Consider the following 16,246-nt stretch of genomic DNA (forward strand, 5'->3'; position numbering starts at 1 on the left):
CCCATGATCACGCGCCGGAGCGCGGCACGCCTACAACTGGGTGAAACCTTGACCGGTCGGAGACGGTGTCGTAGCGAAGAGCGAGGCGCGAAGGGCGAAGCGAAGGGCAAGGAGCGCAGCGCGGCCGGTTGCGTGCGCGCGCACACACTTGTAGAGTGCGTGCACACGCACACAGTAATCGACCGCCCGGAACCGCCCGGCGGTCGCGAGGAGGGCCCGCATGGCAGTCACCCCGATGAACGGCACCCGGATCGTCCTGATCACCGGCACCTCCTCCGGAATCGGCCTCGCCGCCGCCGTGGCCGCCGCCCGGGCCGGCTTCCGGGTGGTCGCCACCATGCGCGACACCGGCCGGGCCGGGAACCTGCTGCGCGCGGCGGAGGAGGCGGGCGTCGCCGAGCGGATCGAGATCGAGCGGCTGGACGTCACCGACCCGGCCTCCGTCGCGCACTGCCTGGACGTCGTCCTGGACCGGCACGGGCGGCTGGACGCCGTGGTCAACAACGCGGGCGCGGGCTTCGTCGGCACCGTCGAGCAGGACGGCATGGCACCGGTGCGCGCCGCGATGGAGGTCAACTACTTCGGCGTGGTCGAGGTGACCAGGGCCGCGCTGCCGCGCCTGCGCGCCGCCGGCGGCCGGGTGGTCACCGTGACCAGCGTCGGCGGGGTGGTGGGACAGCCCTTCAACGAGGCCTACTGCGCGGCCAAGTTCGCCGTCGAGGGCTTCATGGAGTCGCTGGCACCGGTCGCCGCGGCTGTCGGGGTGGCCGTCAGCGTGGTCGAACCGGGCGCGGTGGCCAGCGAGTTCATCGGCAACCAGGGCATCGACGTGCCCGCGCTGGTGGCCGCCGCCGGCCCGTACGGCCCCGCCCTGGAGGCCTACGTGGACCGTACCTTGAAGGCCTTCGGCAGTGCCCAGACGCCCGAGGAGGCGGCCGCGCCGATCGTCGACGTGCTCACCGCCGAGCGGCCGCCGCTGCGGGTGCAGACCTCCGAGGCGGCCCGGGCCTTCGCCGGGGTCAAGCTGGCCGACCTGGACGGGTCGGCGGTGGGGGCGATGACCGGCGGCTGGGTCACGACCGGCGGCGCCTGACCGTCGGGGGTGGGTTGCCGGGCTTGTGTCCGGGGGGCGCGAGCGGGGCGTTCGGGCGGCGCGGGTGGTCGTCCGGGCGGGCCTCCCGGCGGGTCCGGGCGGTGGGTCGTGGGTGATCACCGGTCATACTTGGGCGGCGGCGCCGGGGCCGTCGGCGGCGTCGGCCGCGGGCAGCCCCGCCCGTGCAGGACAGCCCGTCAGCAGCCCAGACCGGAGGAACCGATGAGCCCCCACCAGCCGACCAGTCGTCCGGCGGCAGGGGCTCCGGGGGTGCCGTGGAACCGGCAGCGGCAGCGCAGCAACAACGAGTGGCTGCTGCTGGAGCTGCTGCGCACCGGCGGCGGCACCTCGCGCGCCCAACTGGCCCGGGACACCGGCCTGTCCAAGCCCACCGTGTCCGCCGCGCTGGCCGACCTGGAGCAGGCCGGGCTGGTCCGCGAGGCCGGGTGGGTGGCCCCGGAACGGGGCCGCACCGCGGTGCTCTACGAGGTCGACCCGACGGCCGGTCACGTGCTCGGTGTGGACGTCGGCCGGGCCCGGCTCCGGGTCGCCGTGGCGGACCTGGCCGGCACCGTGGTCGCCCGGCGGGACGTGCCCAACCGGGGGCGGACCGCGGACGCCGTCGCGGACGCCGTGGTCGCCGCCGCGCGGGAGGCGACCGCCGAGGCGGGCCTGGCCGCCGGGGACCTCGTGCACGCGGTGATCGGCACGCCCGGGGTGTGGGACGAGGAGCGGCGCGGCCTGCGGTACGCCACCAGCCTGCCCGGCTGGGGCCGACCGGGGCTGTTCGACCGGATCGGCGAGGGCCTGGGCACGGCCGTGACGGTCGCCAACGACGCCAACCTGGCCGCGCTCGGCGAGTACACCCTGGGGGCCGGGCGCGGCAGCCGGATGTTCGCCTACCTGCTGGTCGGCACCGGCCTCGGCGTGGGGGTGGTGAAGGACGGTGAACTGCTGCTCGGTGCGCACGGCGCACTCGGCGAGATCGGCCTGGCGCCGCTGCCCGCCGGCCCGGGCGAGCCGGCCGTGGCCACGCTGGAGCAGGAAGCGGCGGCGGACGCGGTGGTGCGCGCCGCCCGGGAGTTCGGGTTGGCGGGCAAGGGCCGGAGCCGGCTGACGGCCAAGCAGGTCTTCGAGCGGGCCCGGGCCGGGGAGGACGCGGCGCTGCGGGCGGTGGAGTGGGAGGCGGACCGGCTCGCATACGCGGTGGCGGTGCTGTCCGCCGTGCTGGACCCGGACCTGCTGGTGCTCGGTGGGGGAATCGGCAGCAGCGCGGACCTGCTCCTGGAACCGCTGGAGCGGGCCCTGCGCCGCTTCGCGCCGATGCCTCCGACGCTCGCCCCGAGCCTGCTGGGGGAGGAGGCGGTGCTCCTCGGCGCGGTGGCCACGGCGCTGGAGACGGCGCGTCCCGATGTGTTCGAGCGCCGGACGGCGGAGCTGTGAGGGCGGGAGCTGTGAGGGCGGGGGCCGTGAGGTGGGCGCTGTGAGGCGGGGGTTGCGCGGTGGCGGCTGTGAGGCCGGGGCCGGTGGGTGCGGTGGAACCCGCCGGCCCCGGGCGGGTCAGCCGGTGGCCAGGGTCAGGCCGTAGGTGCTGAGGATCGGGTTGACCGGCTGGAAGTAGGTCTCGCCCCCGGAGGTGCAGTCGCCGGAGCCGCCGGAGGTCACGCCCTGGGCCTGGTCGCCGGAGATGAACGAACCGCCGGAGTCGCCCGGTTCGGCGCAGACGTCGGTGCGGGTGAGGCCGTAGACGCTGCCCTCCTGGTAGTTGACGGTGGCGCCCAGCTCCTGGACGGTGCCGCAGTGCCAGCCGGTGGTGGAACCGGAGCGGCAGACCGAGCCGCCGACCGTCTGCTCGGACGAGCCGCCCACCGTGACCGCGCCGCCGGCGTAGTCGTTCACCTGCGGCTGGGCCGTCCAGTCGGATCCGGCCGCCACCCAGGAGTAGTCGTTGCCCGGGAAGGTCGAGCCCTGGAAGGTGCCGATCGAACTGCCGTCGGAGGCCGTGGCGTTGGAGCCGGGCTGGCCGCAGTGGCCGGCGCTGACGAAGCCGGGCTGGCCGTTCTGGGTGACCGGGAAGCCGATCGAGCAGCGGGCGGCGTCGTCGATGTAGTACGCGTCCCCGCCGTGCAGGTCGGCGAGCGGCCGGGGTGCGGCGGTGGCCCGCTCGACCCGGACCAGGGAGCGGTCCACCCCGGCCCGGTCCAGGAAGGCCCCGGTGCGGGCGTCGTCGGCGGACCGCACCACGACGGTGTTGGAGCGGACGTCGACGTACCAGAGCGGGGTGGCGTCCGGGGCGGCGGCCCGGGAGGCCCGGTCGAGCGCGTCCTTGGCCCGGTCCAGGGACGCCAGCGAATGCCGGACGACGGTGGCCCGGCCGCCGTGGGCGGTGATGGTCCGGGCGGCCGAGGCGTCGGTGGTGGCGACCACCAGCTCGGCCTGCGGTCCGTCGATCCAGGCGCCGGCCCAGCGGTCGCCGAGCGTCTGGGTGAGGGCGCGCTGGACGGCGGTGGCGCGGCTCTCGCGGGCGATCCGGTCGGCGGCGGCCTGCGGGGCGAGCCCGAGGTCGCGCTGCATCGCGTGCAGCAGGGGGGTCGGTACGGCCGCGGTGCGGGTGGGGGCGGCGGCCAGGGCGGCGGCTATGGACGGGTCGTCAGCGGGGGCGCTGACGGCGGGTGCTGCGGTGAGCGCGACGGTCGCGAAGGCTGCGGCGACGGCGAGCGCACGGATCCGGAGCATGGGGTCTCCTCGTTCGGCGTGGGGGTTGCCGGAACCGTAGCGAGCTGATTGGCATGTTCGGAACATGTCGTAACGCCCCGCGCTCCGGTGCTATACCCCTGCGGGGGTGCGGGGCGGTGGCCGGTCGCGTCGGGTGGTTGCGTCGGGTGGCCGCGTCGGGTGGTCGGAAGATCTCGATCCGCCAACGAGTGGGGAAACCGTGCTCACGGCGTGTGCAGGTTCTGCTTGAATCGCACGCCTCACCCGTACGGACCCACGGAACGGAGCGTTCCCCCTTCATGGCTTCACCGATATCCGGGCGTCGCAGGACGGCCGGCCTGGCGGGATTCGCCGGACTCGTCCTCACCGTCGGTCTGGCGCTGACCGGTTGCGACCCGTCGGCGGCGGACACCACGCCGACCTCCTCCCCGAGCGTCGCGGCCACGCCGAGCGCCGCCGCGCCGACCCCGGCCGCGCCCGCGAGCCCGACGGTCCCGGCGCCGCCGGTGGTCACCCCCTCGGCGCCGCCCGTCGCGACCGCCCCGCCGCCGTCCGCCCCGCCCGCCGCGCACCCGCAGACACCGTCCGCCAAGCCGCAGCCCAAGGTGACCACCGCCCAGCCGCCGAACGACCCGCAGCCGCAGCACACCCAGGCGGCGGGCGGCACCGAGTGCGAGATCCGCTCCAACGCGGGCAACTGCTACGCGGCCGGGCAGTTCTGCCGCAACGACGACCTGGGCCGGAGCACCCACGACGCGAACGGGCGGATGATCTACTGCCGGATGGTCAGCGGAAAGCCGCACTGGCAGGCGTGAGTCGCGAGCATGCGAAAAGGCTCGTAGTGACTGTCAGAACGTCACCTCCCAGGCGGCCTTCCTTCGGGACGTGGGCCGACCGGAGTCGACTCACTCGATCAGGTCATGTCCTCGGGACTTTCGGTCGGCGAGAGGACCGGAACCCTACGCTGTCGGCCATGGGAGACATCGCTTACGACAGGGCAGTCACGACCGTGAAGGCGGCCCTTGCCAGGGAACTGAAGATCCCGCTGGAGGCGGTCCAGCTTGAGGCCCGTCTCGCCGCGATGGGTCTCAACGCGGACCGCATCCGCAGGGTCGCGGCCGTGGTGGAGGCTGAGCTCGACATCGATCTGGACACCACGGGCATCACCACGGGCGACACCTTCGTGCTCGCGGTGGTGGCGGCTGGCTAGAGGTCCGACTCCCGGCCCCTCGACCGGTCCAGCCCGAAGCCAGGGGTGTTGGCTGACCAGAACCGGCGCGCGGTCTTGTCACGGCAGATGACAGGACCGCGCGCCGTTTCTGGTTTGCCGTGGGCGAGCGGGACAGCGTCCACAAAGACGTGCGCACCGGCTCGCAGGCGATGGTCGGGACGGCCACCTCCCACCGGTTGCACCCTGCCGGGTGGTCAGCGGAAAGCCGTACTGGCAGGCGTGAGTCACCCGCCGAGGGCGTCCCAGAACAGGTGCTCGTAGGCCTGGAGCAGCAGGCCGTACTCTCGGGCGGCCGTCAGCGTGCGGTCGTCCAGTGGGTCCGGCCCGAGGGCGTCGGCGGCCTGCTGCTCCAGTTCGGGTGCCGGCTGGGCGAAGAAGTCGAAGAAGGCGCAGGCCTCGTCGGAGAAGCCGTGGTGGCGGCGCAGCGCCGCGGCGATGGTGGCGCAGTAGCCGCCCCAGGCGGCGAAGTTGGCCACCAGGGCGGTGGCCGCGGCCGGCGGTGGGGCGTTCAGGGCGAGCCAGGCGAGGTAGGACGGATAGGCCTGGCAGCCGGGCAGCGGCACCCGGGCCTCGACCGCCCGGCGGTCCAGGCCGCAGGCCGCGGCGAGGGCGGGCAGGGTGCGCAGCGCGGCGCTCTCGCCCTCGGCGAGGGTGACGAACCAGGCGCCGAGCGGCCGGTCGGCGCAGCGGGTGGCGAGCAGCAGCAGGCTGCGCCGGTCCGAGGTGATGATCCGCTGTTGCTGGGCGGCGAGTTCGGCCACCGCGGAGAGCGGGGCGGTGCCGTCGGCGAGTGCGGTGACCAGGGCGGGAGCGGTGTCGCCGGGGGCCAACTCGGTACGCAGGCGGCGGATCTGGTCGAGGATCGGATGGTTCACCGGTGCCTCCGGGGTGCGGTTCGGTCCGGTGCCCATTCCTACCGGTTGCGGGCCTCGGGGCGGTGGCGACAGGCCGGGGGCTCCGGGATGGGGGCTCCGGGGGGCCTCCAGGGGGCTCGGGCGGTGCGGGTGCCGGGAGCGCCCGGCGGTTCGGCGCCCCCGGTCCGGGTGGCGGGGGCTGTGCGGGGGTCAGGCTCCGGCGCAGGCCTTGGTCAGCTCGCCGGCGGCGTCGCCGATCGGCCCGAAGTCGGGCTCAGTGCCCTTGGAGACGGCGGTCTGGGCGTTGTCCACGGCCTTGGACAGCTTGTCGGCCGCCGCGTCCACCTTGCCGTCGCCGTCCTGGCGGATCTTCCTGACGTCCTCGACGATCTTCTTGAGGGCCGCGCTGGTGTGTTTGCGCCGGCTCTCGTCGGTGATCTGGCCGACGTTGAGCGCGGAGTCGGTGAGGTCCTGGACGTCACCGGTGAGGCTGATCGCCCGTTTTCCGCAGTCGAGGGCCTGGTCGGCGTTCTTGCACGCGGTGAACAAGGGGGCCGCCACGAGCAGAACGAGTGCGGTGGCGGCCAGGCGGTACGGCTTCTTCGTCATGTCTGTATCCCTCCCGTGTCTAGAACGCCCCGTGCTCGTGCGGCGGTTCCGGTGCGACGGGTGAACGGTCGGGGAAGGGGCGCCTGCGGATGCGAGATTGACGGGCCGTCAGTTCGAGCGGTTCTGCCGGTGGAACCGGTCCTGCCAGTCCTGCCAGTCCCGCCACGCGGTCGGCGGGAGCAAGGTGCGGCTGCGGGACAGGAGTTCGTACAGGCCGGGCCCGTAGCGGGCGGCCAGCTCGGCGTTGTGGACGAACACGTCGAGCTCGTTGGCGGCCGTGATGGCGAGGAAGGCCCGCAGGTCCTCTTCCGGCGGGGTGTGGTCCTCGCCGGTGAACCGGTCGTGGAACAGCGGCGCTTCGTCCCGGCCCAGGCGCGGGTAGACGGCGGACCGGTCGCAGCTGGCGTACAGGTAGACGACCGCCTCGGCGCGCTCGCCCAGGAGGTCGACCAGGGTGGCCCGTTCGTCCAGGGTGAGCAGGGCGCCGTCGAACCCGTCGGTCCCGTACGCGGCGTGGCAGAGCCCGGCCACCTGGACGGCGGAATCGGTGCCCCAGTCGGCCAACCGGGCCGCCACCCGGGTCAGGTGGTCCAGCAGGGTGCCGCCCGGGTGCGGGATCCGGTCGGCCTCGTGGGAGCGCAGGAACTCCTCGACGTGGCTCCGCGCGGGAGCGGTGCGGCGGTCGGGTGATGTCACCTGACGAGTTCTACTCCTGTGCCGGAGCGCCCCACAACCGGGGCTGACCGTGAGGTCTCTCACGCCCGTCGTCGGCCCACACGGCGGTTCGACGACGGGAGTTCGAGGCGTTGCGTACCCGCTAGGAGAGCTCGCGCACCAGCCGGGTGATGGTCGGGGTGGGGACGGAGTGGGCCTCGGCGGCCCGCAGCACCGCGCCGCCGATCGCGTCGAGCTCGGTGGGCCGGCCCGCCTCGACGTCCCGCTGCATCGAGGACCTCATCCCGGCGGGGACCCGGTCGAAGGCGGCGAGCAGCGCCCGCGCGTCCGCCGGGGCGCCGACCGCGTCCGCGACGGCGGTGATCTCGTCCAGGACGGCGAGCAGTTCGTCCCGGTGCTCGGCGCGCACCACGCCGATGCCGTCGGCGTACCGGGTGGTCAGCAGGGCGAACGGGGCGAGGAAGGAGAGCTTGCTCCAGAGCATCGCGGTCTCGTCCTCGCGGAGCGTGACGTCCAGCCCGGTGTGCCGCAGCCGCTCGGCGAACTCCGCCACCGGAGCGGCGAGTTCCACGGCCGCGAACGGGCTGGTGTGCTCGATCCGACCCGGCGCGGTACGGGTGGCCTCGACCCGGATCGTGCCGGCCACCACCTGCCCGGCCGGGTAGCGCCCGCGCAGCAGCGACATGTGGTCCAGGCCGTTGAGCAGCGGCACCACGATGCCGGTGCCGAGCGACTGCGGCGGCATCCGGTCGAGTGCGGCGGTCAGGGCCGTCTCCTTGACGGTCACGAAGGCGGCGTCGACCGGCTCGCCGAGCTCGGTCGCGGCCTCGACCCGGGCGGTGAACTCGCCGAACTGGGTGCTGCGCACGTGCAGTCCGTCCCGGGCCAGGACGGCTGCGGTCCGCTCACCGGCCAGGCAGATCACGCGGTGGCCGTCGCGCGCGAGCAGCCCGGCGATCAGGCCGCCGACGCCACCGGGGCCGAGGACGGCGACAGTGAGGGGGGTGGTGGTCATGCTGACTCCTTCGTGGGGTGGGAGGGGTTGGAGACCGGTGCCTGAGCGGGGTGTGCGGGGGGCGGGGGTCGACTCCGGGGAGTTCATCGGGCGGCCTCGGTGGCGGTGGTGCGGTGGAGGGAGACGAAGTCGAAGTGGTAGGGCGCCTCGTGGCGGGCCTTGCGGCCGGGGGCCGGGCGGGGCGGGCGGCCGGTGCTCGCGTGGAGGTAGAGCTCGTGGTGGCGCAGCGTGCCGTGCTCAGGGTCCGGTACCGGCAGGCCCTGGGCACGCAGAGCTTCGGCCAACTCCCGGGCAGGCCAGCCGAAAACGTCGATCCCGAGGTAGCCGACCGAGCAGGCGGGCCGGTCGTCGTACCGGTTCAGGCCTACCGAGACCCCCGCCAGGCCGCCGTCCTCGCCCCCGGACAGGGTGACGCCCACCCCGGGGAGTCCGAAGCCCAGGGCCCAGCTGGTGCCGCAGACGAAGGTCGGGTGCACCCCGTCCGGCAGCAGCTCGCCGTGCGGGGCCAGCAGCGCGCGCACGGCCTCCTCGCCGAGGCCGAAGCGCAGTTCGGGCAGCGGAGCCGGCAGGCGGACGCCTCGGCCGGGCAGCAGGTCGATGGTCACCCGATCATGATTCCTCGTCGGGCCCGCCGACGGGAGTCCGTCCCGCCGTGGCGGGCGTCACGGAGCGCGGGCCGGGCTAGGGTCGGTGCGGGGAGGCGGAGGCGGAGGCGGTGCGGGCGGCGCTCGGCGCCGGGGCCGACCCCGACGCGCGGGGTGGGGACGGGTTGCCGGTGCTGTGCGCGGCAGTGGCCGGCTTCGACCACGCGGTGGCCCACGGGGCTCACCCTCCGGGCCGGGCACGGGGCCGTGCTGACGGTGCTGGAGTGGAGCTTCCGGATCGTCACCCCGGTCGACGAGCTGGTGGCCAGGGCCGTGCGGCAGCCCGACGACCTCCACGTCGACGGGGCGGCGTGCGGCCACGTCCTCGCGCGGCGGCCCGGCAGGCCGACCTGGGAAGCGGTGACGGCGCACCGCCGGCACCCGGACCCGCGCCACCGCCGGTTCGTGGCCTCCTTCCTGGCGACCAACCGGGACGGTGTGGGCGGCCCCGTCCCCATCCTTCGAGGACGAGGAGGACGAGCTGCTCGCCGCCTGGACGGCGGAGGAGACCGACGGCGAGGTGCTCGCGGAGGTCCTCCAGGCGCTGCTGATGGGTGACCACCCCGGGATGGAGGGCCTGGCGCGGCGCCACGCCGACCACCCGGCGCGGGAGGTGCGCACCCTGGTGACGCAGTGCCTGGGGGCGGCGGGCAGCCCTTCCCGGCGGAGGTCACCGCCTGCCTGCTCCGGCTCGGAGGCGGTCGAGCGGGTCGGGGCCGTCCCCCTGGCACGAGTACCGGCACGACCATCGGGCCGACGCGATCTGGGCTTGGCGGACACGTCGCGGGCCCGAGGGGGCATAGGGGGCATAGGGGGCGTAGCACCACCTGCGGGGTTCGGTTTTCCGAACCCCGGATTGGGGTGCCAGCACAATCGACCCGGTCGTCCCGGATGTCCAGGATTGGGGGCATGAACGGGATCACGACAGCCGCCGACCGGGCGGCGCACGGCGGGGTGACGGAGGCGGCGCTCAGTGGCGAGGGGCTGCACCGCGAGTACGGGCGCGGCGCGGCCGCCGTCCGGGCGCTGCGAGGGGTGTCCGTGGCCTTCGCGCCGGGCACGTTCACGGCGGTGATGGGGCCTTCGGGCTCCGGCAAGACCACCCTGCTGCACTGCCTGGCTGGGATGGACCGCCCCACCCGGGGCACCGTCCGCTGGGGCGGTACGGAGGTGTCCGGCCTGCCCGAACGGCGGCTCGCCGAGCTGCGGCGCACCAGGGTGGGGTTCGTCTTCCAGGCCTTCAACCTGATGCCCGCGATGACGGTCGCGCAGAACGTCGAGCTGCCCGGGCGGCTGGCCGGGCACCCGCCGGAGCGGGCCCGGGTGCGGGAGGCGCTGGTCCGGGTCGGGCTGGCCGGGCGGGAGCGGGACCGGCCGGGCCGACTGTCCGGCGGCCAGCAGCAGCGGGTGGCCATCGCCCGCGCGCTGGCCGCCCGGCCCGAGGTGCTGTTCGCCGACGAGCCCACCGGCGCGTTGGACCGGGCGACCGGGCGCGACGTCCTGGACTTGCTGCGCGCGGGCGTGGACGAGGACGGGCGGACGTGCGTGATGGTCACCCACGATCCGGTGGCCGCCGGCTACGCGGACCGGGTGCTGCTGCTGGCGGACGGCCTGCTGGTGGACGAACTGGACCGGCCGACGGCAGCACAGGTCGGCGAGCGGCTCAGCAGATTGGGCGGGTGAGGGCGATGCGTGGCGGTTCCGTGCCGACCCTGGCGGTCGGTCAGATCAGGCGTCGGCCGGCGGCCTTCGCCGGGCTCGCGGCGGCGCTGTTCCTGGCGGTGGCGGCGGTGACGCTGTTCGGTTCCCTGGTCGCCGCCCAGGTCACCGCGCCGGCCCCGGTGGCGCGGGCGGCGGTGGCCGGGCCCGGGCTGCTGGTGATCGCCGGGGCCTTCGGTGAGATCGCCGTCCTGGTCGCGCTGTTCGTGGTGGTGAACGCGCTCGGGTTCACCCTCCGCCAGCAGCACCGCGACCTCGCCCTGCTGCGCACGGTCGCGGCGACGCCCCGCCAGATCCGGCGGCTGGTGCGCCTCCAGGTCACGGCGACGGTGCTGGCGGCGGCCGTTCCGGGCGGTGCGGCGGGCCACTTCGCCGCCCGGGCCTTCCTCGCCGCGCTGCAGCGGCGCGGGATGGCCGCACCCGGGCTGCGGATACCCGGGACACCGGTGCCGGTGCTGATCGCGCTCGCGGTCGCGCTGCTGGTCGGCCTGGCGGCCACCGCGCTCACGGTCCGGCGGATCACCCGGCCCGCCCCGGCGGCCGCGCTGACCGACAGCGCGGTCGGGCAACGGTGGACGGGCGTGCTGCGGCTGCTGGTCGGCGGGGCGGTGCTGGTGGGCGGCGGCCTGCTGCTGCGGCTGGCCGAGAGCCGACCGGCCGAGCAACTGGACAAGGCGGGGCAGGCGGCCCTGCTCGGCGCTCTGGTGCTGCTGGTCGCGGTCGCCCTGCTGGGGCCGGTGCTGGCCCGGCTGCCGGTGGCGGTGCTCGGTGCCCCGGTGCGGGCGCTGCTGCCCCGGGTCGGCTGGCTGGCGGACGCCAACCTGCGCGGCTACGCGGTCCGGCTCTCCTCGGCGGTGGTCCCGGTCGCGCTGCTGGTGGGGCTCTCGGCCACCATGCTGATCATGACCGGCACGGCGGAGCGGGCGGCCCTGGCGACGGGGGCCACGACCAGCGTCACCAAGGCCAGCGACGTCTGGCTGCGGCAGGCGGAGCTGGGCCTGCTGGCCGGCTTCGCGGCGGTCTCCACGGTCAACACCCTGGTCGCGCTGACCGCCGACCGCCGGCGCGAGTTCGCGCTGCTCCGGCTGGTCGGGGCGACGCGGCGGCAGCTGCTGCGGATGCTCCTCGTCGAGGCCGTCCTGACCACGGCGGTGGGCGTGCTGCTCGGCGCGGCGGTGGCGGCCGCGGCGACCGGGGCGTTCAGTCGGGCGGTCACCGGGTCGCTGCTGCCGGTGGTGCCGGGGGCCGCCTGTGGCTGGGTGGTGGCGGGCGCGGCGGTGCTGACGGTACCGGGGATCGTGGGCACCGGACTCTGGGCGATCGGCGGGCGCGCGGTGGAGGAGGTGGGCGGTGAGCGGGGGTGAGCGGGGGTGAGCGGGGAGACGGACGGTTGCGGGCGATCGAGGACGGCTTCGGGCGGCCGAGGAGGGCCGAGGACGGCTGAGGAGGCATGAGGGCGGATGAGGCGGATGAGAACTGCGGAGGTGAGAGGAGGTTCGGGGCCGTGAGGTGGCCTGCGGTGAGGGAGGGTCCGGGCGTGCGGCGGATCCGGTGGCGGCTGAGGGATGCTGGGGGTCGGTTGATCGGTGAACGGTGGGGCACGTGGTGACTCGGTGGCGGCGCGGAATGTCGGTGCGGGGCGGTGAGGTGGCGTTCGCCATCCTCGGACTGCCGCTCGGAGTGCTGGGCGGCGTCTACGCGGTGGCCGCGCTCTACGCGGGCGCCCTGCTCTCGCTCACCGTCCTGGGGCTGCCGTTCGTCGCGGCCGCCCTGGCCGGGGCACGCGGGATCGGCGGGTTGCATCGGCGGCTGGTCGGGCGGCTGTTGGGCGAACGGGTGGCCGCGCCACCGGCGTCGGCGCGCCCCTCGGGGCTGCTGGCCCGGGGGCGGGCCGTACTGACCGACCCGGTCGCCTGGCGGGCGCTGCTCTACCTGCTGCTCCGGCTGCCGCTCGGCGTGCTCGGCTTTCTGACCGTGGTCGGACTGCCGCTCAGCTCGGTGTGGCTGGCGGGCTTTCCGCTCTGGGTACGGCTGTTGGAGCCCGGGCCGCGACCGGTCGACTGGCTGGACGTCGCCGGGCCGCCGGTGGGCCTCGCGGTGCTGGCCGCCGTACCGGCCGTACTGCGGGCCCTGAGCCGGGCCAACCGCGCGCTGGCCCGGGCACTGCTCGGACCGGTGCGCTCGCAGCAGCGGGTGCGGGAGCTGGAGCACGCCCGCGCCACCCTGCTCGCCGAGAACACGGACCGGCTGCGGCGGCTCGAACGCGACCTGCACGACGGCACCCAGGCGCAGTTGGTCGCGCTCGCCATCACCCTCTCGCTGGCGGACGACGCCCTCGGTGATCCGGAGGCTTCCGGGGCCGGGGTGGGGTCCGGTGCCGGTGTCGGTGCCGACCTCGGGCGGCTGCGCACCCTGGTCGACCGGGCGCGCGGGCAGACCGACGACACCATCACCGGGCTGCGCCGCCTGACCCGGGGCATCCACCCGGTGGCGCTGGACGGCGGCCTGGCCGAGGCACTGCCCGCGCTGACCGCCACCTCGCCGGTGCCGGTGACGCTTCGGCTGGACCTGCGGGAGCGGCCGACGGAGGTGATCGAGCGCGCGGTCTACTTCTGCGCGGCCGAACTGCTCACCAACGTGGCCAAGCACAGCGGGGCCCGGGCGGTCGAGTTGACGGCGAGTGCGGTCGACGGCCGGGTCCGGCTGACGGTCCGCGACGACGGGCGCGGGGGCGCCGGGGTCGGTGCGGGGACGGGGCTGGCCGGGCTGGCCGAGCGCCTCGCGGCGGTGGACGGGAGGCTGCGGGTGGACAGCCCGCCCGGTGGGCCGACGGTGGTCACCGCGGAGCTGCCGAGCAGGCTGTGAGGCCGCCCGTCGGGCGGTGGGACGGGCGGCGCGTCCGGCGGTGTGCCGGGCGGAAGGCCGGGCAGCTCAGGCCCCGGTCTCCGCGAGGTAGGCCAGGACGGCCTTGACCCGGCGGTTGTCCGCGTCCGTCGCGGGCAGGTCGAACTTGCCGAACACGGCGGCCACATGCTTCTCCACGGCGCGCTCGGAGACCACCAGCCGTCCCGCGATCGAGCGGTTGGAATGGCCCTGGGCCATCAGCTCCAGCACCTCGCGCTCGCGGGGGGTGAGCGAGTCCACCCGGTTGTGCCGTCCGCCGTGCATCAGCCCGTTGACGATCTCCGGGTCGAGCGCCGTGCCGCCCGCGGCGACCCGGTGCAGCGCGTCCACGAACTCGGAGGTGCGGGCCACCCGTTCCTTGAGCAGGTAGCCGATGCCGGCGGCGCCGTCAGCCAACAGCCGGGCGGCCCAGGCGGTTTCCACGTGCTGGGAGAAGACCAGGATGCCGACCCCGGGTGCGGTGGCCCGGATTTCGACCGCGGCCCGGATCCCCTCGTCGGTGTGGGTGGGCGGCATCCGGATGTCCACCACGGCCACATCGGGCCGGTGCTCGGTGACGGCGGCGACCAGTTCCGGGGCCGTACCGGCGGTGGCGACCACCGCGCACCCGCGGGCGGTCAGGAGCTCGACCATCCCCTCGCGGAGGATCACCGAGTCCTCGGCGAGGACGACGCGGAGCTGCTTGTCGATCATGACGCCATTATCCGGACCGTCCGGGTGGACGGTGGGGCCGGGTGCGGAACAATATCTACAGCAAGGCTGGACAGTTTGGACTGATGAAATTACCGTGGAGTGGTGACCGAGAAACGAACCGCCCCAGCCGTTCCGGAGCCCCCGGCTGTTCCGGAGACCCCAGCCGTTCCGGAGATCCCCGTCGACACGGCCGCGCTGGCCGCCCGGGAGCTCCGGGCCGTGTTCAGCCGGCTGCGCCGGACCCTCAAGGAGAAGGGGCAGGGCACCACCGGCCTCACCCCCTCCCAGACCGCGGTGCTCAACCGCCTGATCACCGACGGGCCGGCCTCCGCGAGCGCGCTGGCCGCCGCGGAGCGGGTCCGGCCGCAGTCGATGGCCGCGACACTGGCCGCGCTGGAGGCGCACGGGCTGATCGCCCGCCGTCCCGACCCCGAGGACGGGCGCCGCCAGGTCGTGGACCTGAGCGTGACCGGGCTGGAGTGGATCGCGGACAGCCGCCGGGCCCGTGAGGAGTGGCTGGCCCAGGCGCTGCAGCAGGAGCTCACCGAGGCCGAGCGCGCCACCGTGCTGGCGGCGCTGCCCCTGCTGGACCGGCTGAACCGGCGATGACCGGCCCGTCGACGTTGCTGGCGCGACTCCGCTCCCGGCGCCAGGGCACGGAGCGGGCGGCGGAGCCGTCGGCCCCGGCCCGGGCAGGAGCGCCCACCGGGGCCGACGGGCAGGCCGGGCCCGGCGACGGCTTCAACCGCCGACTGCTCGCCCCGATGGTGCTGGGCTCGGTGCTCAATCCGATCAACTCCTCGATGATCGCGGTGGCCCTGGTGCCCGTCGGCACCGCCTTCGGGGCGCCGCCCGCCGAGACGGCCTGGCTGGTGAGCGGGCTCTACCTCGCGACCGCCGTCGGTCAGCCGGTGATCGGCCGGCTGGTGGACACCTACGGGCCGCGCCGGCTCTACCTGGCCGGGACGGCGCTGGTCGGCCTGGCCGGACTGGTGGGCGTGCTCGCGCCCACCCTCGGAGTGCTGGTCGTCGCCCGGGTGCTGCTCGGGATCGGCACCTCCGCCGCGTATCCGGCCGCGATGCACCTCACCCGCAGCGAGGCCGAGCGGACCGGGCGGGACAGCCCCACCGGGGTGCTGACGGTGCTCGCCGTCGCCAACCAGACCATCGCCGTGATCGGGCCGACGCTCGGCGGCCTGCTGATCGGGTTGGGCGGCTGGCGGGCGATCTTCGCGGTCAACGTCCCGCTGTCGCTGGCCTGTCTGGTACTCGGGGCCGCCCGGTTGCCCGCCGCCGCCCCGCGCCGGGACGCCGGGGAGCGCTTGGACCGGTCCGGGATCGCCCTGTTCGCCGTCCTCCTGCTGGCGCTGATGCTGTTCGTGATGCGGCCCGGGGCGGAGCGCTGGTACCTGCCGGTGCTCGCGGTCCTGGCCGGTGCCGGATTCGCGGTCCGGGAGACCAGGGCCCGCAGCCCGTTCATCGACCTGCGGGCCCTGGCCGGCAACCGTCCGTTGATCGCCACCTACCTGCGCCAGGTGCTCGGCTACACGGCGAGTTACGCCTTCCTCTACGGCTACACCCAGTGGCTGGAGCAGGGGCGGGGTCTGAGTGCCGCCTCCGCCGGGCTGGTGCTGCTCCCGCTCTCGCTCACCGCCCTCACGGTCTCCGGTGTGACCGGTCGCCGTGCGGCGGTGCGCGGCAAGCTGGTGGTCGGCGCGGTGGTCCAGATGGCCGCCTGCGCGGCCCTGTTGGCGGCGGGCTCGGCGAGTCCTCCGGTGCTGCTGATCGCCGTCGGGGTGCTGGCGGGCATTCCGCAGGGGCTGATCGGCCTCGGCAACCAGACCGCGCTCTACCACCAGGCCGACCCGGCCGCCATCGCCTCCGCGGCTGGGCTGTTGCGGACCTTCATGTACCTCGGGGCGATGGCCGCCTCGGCCGCCAACGCGGCCTTCTTCCCGCACGGCGCCACCACGGCCGGGCTGCACCACCTCGCGCTGTTCATGTTCGGCGGTGCGGCCCTGCTCTTCCTCCTCGTCCTCCCCGACCGCTCGCTCGGCCGACTCGGAAGCACTGTCTCCCAAGGGAGTTGACGAA

The 16,246-nt window shown here is 75.1% G+C and carries 16 protein-coding genes; 9 read left to right on the top strand and 7 right to left on the bottom strand.

Annotation, left to right across the window (positions count from 1 at the left end):
- Positions 1-220: 220 nt before the first annotated feature.
- Together AB0F71_RS06395 and AB0F71_RS06400 are read left to right on the top strand one after the other, a co-directional pair.
- Positions 221-1,093 (top strand): SDR family NAD(P)-dependent oxidoreductase, encoded by an 873-nt coding sequence (locus AB0F71_RS06395; protein ID WP_360229098.1) that lies wholly within the window; start codon positions 221-223, stop codon positions 1,091-1,093.
- 222 nt (positions 1,094-1,315) lie between these two features.
- Positions 1,316-2,536, top strand: a complete 1,221-nt coding sequence (locus tag AB0F71_RS06400; RefSeq protein WP_360229101.1) for an ROK family protein — start codon at positions 1,316-1,318, stop codon at positions 2,534-2,536.
- A 117-nt stretch (positions 2,537-2,653) separates the two neighbouring features.
- Here AB0F71_RS06400 and AB0F71_RS06405 read toward each other — a convergent pair whose 3' ends face one another.
- The gene (locus AB0F71_RS06405; RefSeq protein WP_360229104.1) at positions 2,654-3,829 is read right to left on the bottom strand and encodes a S1 family peptidase; all 1,176 of its coding nucleotides are present in this window, start codon (positions 3,827-3,829) and stop codon (positions 2,654-2,656) included.
- A gap of 278 nt (positions 3,830-4,107) precedes the next feature.
- On the opposite strand from AB0F71_RS06405, the gene AB0F71_RS06410 reads away from it, so the two are divergent.
- The gene (locus AB0F71_RS06410; RefSeq protein ID WP_360229107.1) at positions 4,108-4,623 is read left to right on the top strand and encodes a hypothetical protein; all 516 of its coding nucleotides are present in this window, start codon (positions 4,108-4,110) and stop codon (positions 4,621-4,623) included.
- Positions 4,624-4,781: 158 nt separating this feature from the next.
- Entirely contained in the window at positions 4,782-5,018 is a 237-nt protein-coding gene (locus AB0F71_RS06415; RefSeq protein ID WP_360229109.1) for a hypothetical protein, read from the top strand.
- Between the two features lie 245 nt (positions 5,019-5,263).
- Here the strand turns inward: AB0F71_RS06415 and AB0F71_RS06420 are convergent, their stop codons facing one another.
- The 5 genes from AB0F71_RS06420 to AB0F71_RS06440 form a co-directional block, all read right to left on the bottom strand.
- Complete coding sequence (locus AB0F71_RS06420) at positions 5,264-5,914, bottom strand: transcriptional regulator (protein ID WP_360229112.1); 651 nt, start codon at positions 5,912-5,914, stop codon at positions 5,264-5,266.
- Between the two features lie 189 nt (positions 5,915-6,103).
- Positions 6,104-6,502 carry a hypothetical protein gene (locus tag AB0F71_RS06425; RefSeq protein WP_360229115.1) on the bottom strand — a complete coding sequence of 133 codons (399 nt, stop codon included), beginning with the start codon at positions 6,500-6,502 and terminating at the stop codon, positions 6,104-6,106.
- A gap of 108 nt (positions 6,503-6,610) precedes the next feature.
- The gene (locus AB0F71_RS06430) at positions 6,611-7,198 is read right to left on the bottom strand and encodes a DUF6817 domain-containing protein (RefSeq protein WP_360229118.1); all 588 of its coding nucleotides are present in this window, start codon (positions 7,196-7,198) and stop codon (positions 6,611-6,613) included.
- Between the two features lie 121 nt (positions 7,199-7,319).
- The gene (locus AB0F71_RS06435; protein ID WP_360229121.1) at positions 7,320-8,192 is read right to left on the bottom strand and encodes a 2-dehydropantoate 2-reductase; all 873 of its coding nucleotides are present in this window, start codon (positions 8,190-8,192) and stop codon (positions 7,320-7,322) included.
- An 83-nt stretch (positions 8,193-8,275) separates the two neighbouring features.
- Positions 8,276-8,797 (bottom strand): hypothetical protein, encoded by a 522-nt coding sequence (locus AB0F71_RS06440; RefSeq protein ID WP_360229124.1) that lies wholly within the window; start codon positions 8,795-8,797, stop codon positions 8,276-8,278.
- A 948-nt stretch (positions 8,798-9,745) separates the two neighbouring features.
- Between AB0F71_RS06440 and AB0F71_RS06445 the strand changes: the two genes are divergently transcribed.
- From AB0F71_RS06445 to AB0F71_RS06455, 3 genes are all read left to right on the top strand, one after another.
- A complete protein-coding gene (locus AB0F71_RS06445) occupies positions 9,746-10,519 on the top strand; it encodes an ABC transporter ATP-binding protein (RefSeq protein WP_360229127.1) in 774 nt (257 codons plus the stop codon).
- A gap of 5 nt (positions 10,520-10,524) precedes the next feature.
- Positions 10,525-11,919, top strand: coding sequence for an FtsX-like permease family protein (locus tag AB0F71_RS06450; protein WP_360229130.1), 1,395 nt, complete (start codon positions 10,525-10,527; stop codon positions 11,917-11,919).
- A gap of 283 nt (positions 11,920-12,202) precedes the next feature.
- Positions 12,203-13,420: a sensor domain-containing protein gene (locus AB0F71_RS06455; protein WP_360229133.1), complete on the top strand. Its 1,218-nt coding sequence runs from the start codon at positions 12,203-12,205 to the stop codon at positions 13,418-13,420.
- Positions 13,421-13,486: 66 nt separating this feature from the next.
- Here the strand turns inward: AB0F71_RS06455 and AB0F71_RS06460 are convergent, their stop codons facing one another.
- Positions 13,487-14,152, bottom strand: a complete 666-nt coding sequence (locus tag AB0F71_RS06460; protein WP_360229136.1) for a response regulator transcription factor — start codon at positions 14,150-14,152, stop codon at positions 13,487-13,489.
- 174 nt (positions 14,153-14,326) lie between these two features.
- Between AB0F71_RS06460 and AB0F71_RS06465 the strand changes: the two genes are divergently transcribed.
- Positions 14,327-14,761 (top strand): MarR family transcriptional regulator, encoded by a 435-nt coding sequence (locus AB0F71_RS06465; protein ID WP_360229496.1) that lies wholly within the window; start codon positions 14,327-14,329, stop codon positions 14,759-14,761.
- Positions 14,758-16,242 carry an MFS transporter gene (locus AB0F71_RS06470; RefSeq protein ID WP_360229139.1) on the top strand — a complete coding sequence of 495 codons (1,485 nt, stop codon included), beginning with the start codon at positions 14,758-14,760 and terminating at the stop codon, positions 16,240-16,242. The genes AB0F71_RS06465 and AB0F71_RS06470 overlap by 4 nt, the downstream gene beginning before the upstream one ends.
- The last annotated feature ends 4 nt before the right edge of the window (positions 16,243-16,246 follow it).

Source organism: Kitasatospora sp. NPDC028055 (assembly GCF_040637885.1).
Taxonomy (GTDB): Bacteria; Actinomycetota; Actinomycetes; order Streptomycetales; family Streptomycetaceae; genus Kitasatospora.